At 70.5% G+C, this 3,201-nt stretch carries 4 protein-coding genes; 1 reads left to right on the forward strand and 3 read right to left on the reverse strand.

Annotated features, from left to right (window positions below; all coding sequences use genetic code 11):
- Nucleotides 1-215: 215 nt before the first annotated feature.
- Nucleotides 216-1,121 (forward strand): endonuclease/exonuclease/phosphatase family protein, encoded by a 906-nt coding sequence (locus BMW85_RS47960; RefSeq protein ID WP_245775503.1) that lies wholly within the window; start codon nt 216-218, stop codon nt 1,119-1,121.
- Here BMW85_RS47960 and BMW85_RS47965 read toward each other — a convergent pair.
- From BMW85_RS47965 to BMW85_RS47975, 3 genes are all read right to left on the reverse strand, one after another.
- Nucleotides 1,108-1,695: a DUF2064 domain-containing protein gene (locus BMW85_RS47965; RefSeq protein ID WP_245775504.1), complete on the reverse strand. Its 588-nt coding sequence runs from the start codon at nt 1,693-1,695 to the stop codon at nt 1,108-1,110. The genes BMW85_RS47960 and BMW85_RS47965 overlap by 14 nt on opposite strands.
- Complete coding sequence (locus BMW85_RS47970) at nt 1,689-2,204, reverse strand: M48 metallopeptidase family protein (RefSeq protein WP_177241275.1); 516 nt, start codon at nt 2,202-2,204, stop codon at nt 1,689-1,691. Before BMW85_RS47970 ends, BMW85_RS47965 begins: the two co-directional genes overlap by 7 nt.
- A gap of 67 nt (nt 2,205-2,271) precedes the next feature.
- A partial coding sequence (locus BMW85_RS47975; RefSeq protein ID WP_245775505.1) for an enoyl-CoA hydratase/isomerase family protein occupies nt 2,272-3,201 on the reverse strand: 930 nt, incomplete at its 5' end.

The raw sequence follows: 3,201 nt of genomic DNA on the forward strand, positions 1-3,201 counted from the left end.
GCGAAGTCCTCAAGACGGCCACGGACATCAGCCAGCTCCGCCGGAGTCATGCCACGACCGTCTCATAGAGACTCGAACTAACAAAGTACTACTAGAGTCCTCTGCATCGTTCCAAAGGGGGTCTGGTGAGCGCTCCGGCTGAGTCGCCCGTGGGTGGCACGATCGTCACACCCGTCCGCAGACGCCGGAGGATCCCCGGATCCGTCCTGACCTGGATGGCGGTGACCCCTTTCGCGGCCTGGGCCGCCGTCAGGGTGGCGGGGCTGGAGCGCGGCTCGCTGCCGACGCAGATCATGACGGCGACCCCGTACGCGGCGGCGGGATCGCTGCTCCCGCTGCTGATCGCGGCGGCCGGGCGGCGGCGCGCGGCCACCGCCGTGGCGCTGGTGGCGACCACGGCGCTCGGTCTCGCCGTGCTGCCCCGGGCGCTCGGCAGGGCCGAGGCCGCCGCCGGGCGGCCGTTCAAGGTCATGACGATCAACATGCTGTTCGGGCGGGCCGACGCCGGGACGATCGTGCGGATGGTGCGCGAGTTCGACCCCGACGTGCTGAGCACGCAGGAGCTGACGCCCGGCGCGGTGTCCGACCTGGACGTGGCCGGGCTCAAGGAGCTGCTGCCCCACCGCGTGCTGCAGGCCGAGTGGAGCGCCGGCGGCAGCGGGATCTACTCCAAGCACGAGCTGCGCGAGCTGCCTGACGTGGTGCCGGACGTCGGGCACAAGATGCCGGCCGCGGTCGTGTCGGTGCCGGGCGGGGAGCCCGTCGAGTTCGTGGACGTTCATCCGTACCCGCCGCTCGGGCCGAACGTCGTCAACTGGAACAAGGCACTGCGGACGCTGCCGTCCGCCTCCCCCGACCGGGTGCGCATCCTGGCCGGCGACTTCAACGCCTCGCTCGACCACGCGGCGCTGCGCGGGCTGCTGTCGCGGGGCTACAAGGACGCGGCCGACCAGGTGGGGGCCGGGCTGATCCCGACGTGGCCGGCCAACAAGAAGGTGCCGCCGATCATCACCATCGATCACGTGCTGGTGGACCGGCGGGTGGCGGTGCGGGCGGTGGACGTACGGACGGTGCCGGGCACCGATCACCGGGCCGTGCTGGCCGAGCTCACGCTTCCTTGAGCAGGGCTCGGGTGTTGTCCCAGCCTTCGAGACCGGGGTCCAGGCGGTGGACGTCCTGCGGGCTACGCAGGCGGTGCCAGCCAGGAGTGGTGGCGACCCTGCGGGGGCCTGGGGCCTGCGCGCGGAGCGTGGCCACGGCGGCGGGATCGTCGAGATCGGGGTCGGCCCAGGCCGGGGCGGGCAGCGCGCAGGCCAGGGCCACGGCGCCGCCGTCCTCCGCCGGGCAGACCGTGATCTCCGCGCGGCCGAGCTCGCGGAACAACTTGCCCACCAGCAGCGGCGGCAGATCGGGCGCGTCGGCGCCGATCACCGCGGCCTGGTCGCCGGGGAGCCGGGACAGCATGGACGTCAGCGGCTCGTCCTCGTCGATGTCGATGATCTCGGTGCCGGGCCAGACGATCTCGTCGAGGCCGGGAACGCTGGTCACGAGGACCGGGGTGACGAGGTCGAGCCCGGCCACCATCTCGTAGGTGTCCTCGGCCATCGCCTCAAGGAACGCCTTGGGGTCGACGCCCTCGGGCGCCGCGTTCGCCATGCGCTGACGGACGAGGACCGCGACGACGCGGATCAACATTCCTCCGGGGCCGAGTGGGCCGCGGCGGAGAATCCTTCAAGGAAGCCGCGGGCCCGCTCCGCCTTGGGGTACTGTTCGACCAGAGCCCAGAACGCGGCGCCGTGGCTCGGCACCAGCAGGTGCACCAGCTCGTGGATGATCACATAGTTGATGACCCACTCCGGCAGTCCCTTGAGCCGCGTCGAGATGCGGATCGTGCCGTTCTCCGGGGTGCAGGAGCCCCAGCGGTGCTGCTGGTTGTCGACCCAGCGGACGCTCACCGGCTCGGCGTCGCCGCCGAGATACTTCGCCGACAGCTCCCTGGCTCTCTCCAGCAGCGCCTCGTCCGTCGGTCTGCGGCGGCTTTCCTTGGCGGCCAGCCGATCCAGCATGCGGCTCACCCACTCATCCGCGTCTTCGCCGCTCAGCCAGGCGGGCAGGAGCACGATGGTCTTGTCGCCGTCGCGGTATGCGGAGACCGTACGCCGGCGACGAGAACTTCGACGAACCTCGACTGTCTCGGGGGGCACATATGCACGTTAGCCGAGTTGAGGGAAATTCCACAGAGGGGCGGCGCTGTTTCTGCTGGTCAGATGATTAAGAGCCGGTGAATTTGGGCATGCGCCTTTCCCGATGCGCGGCCAGGCCCTCGAGCAGGTCCGACGTGGCCATGGTGACCGGCTGGGCCAAGGATTCCCACCTCAGCGCGGCTTCCAGGTCTTGATGGTCTTGGTTGAGGGCCAGTTTGGTGAGCCTTGTGGCAATGGGAGCGTTCTGAGCGATCTTCTGGGCGAGGGCTCTGACTTCGGGGATCAGGTCATTCTTCGGGAAAGATCGATTTACCAAACCTTTATCCGCTGCTTCCCTTCCGGTCAGCGTGCGACCGGTCAGCAGCATCTCGCGGGCCAGACCCACCCCTGCTCTGCGGGGCAGCAGGTACGTCGCCGCCATCCCCGGATGCAGCCCCAGCGAGGTGAACGGGACCAGGAGCTTCGCGTCGTCGGCAGCGTAGACGAGGTCGCAGGCCAGCGCCACGCACAGGCCCGCGCCGACCGCCGGGCCGTTGACGGCGGCGATCGTGGGGATCTCCAGCCGGTTGACCAGGAGCCACGTGCGGTAGAAGGCGAGCATGCGCTCGCGCAGCTCGGGGACGGCTTCGGCGCCGCGCTCGCCTAGCCAGGACAGGTCGCCGCCTGCGGAGAAGGCGGTGCCCGCGCCGGTCACGACGACGCAGCGAGCGTCGGGGTCGGTGGCGAGCGCGGTCATCGTCTCGCGCCAGCGGTCGGTCATGGCGTCGGTCATGGCGTTGCGGCGGTCGGGGACGTTGAGGGTGATGAGCACCACGCCGTCGTCGTCGCGGTCAACCAAGAGCTCGTTCATGAGGGGAGCGTACTCGGGGGCCTCGGCGGGCTTGATCGCGGTTGAGCGGGGTGGCGGGCGCGCGAGCAGCGGGCGCAAGCAGCAGGTGACGGCGGCGGGCTGGGCGGACGGCAGGCGGGGCGGACGGCAGGCGACAGCGGCGGGCGG

This window comes from Nonomuraea wenchangensis (assembly GCF_900111685.1).
GTDB lineage: Bacteria > Actinomycetota > Actinomycetes > Streptosporangiales > Streptosporangiaceae > Nonomuraea > Nonomuraea wenchangensis.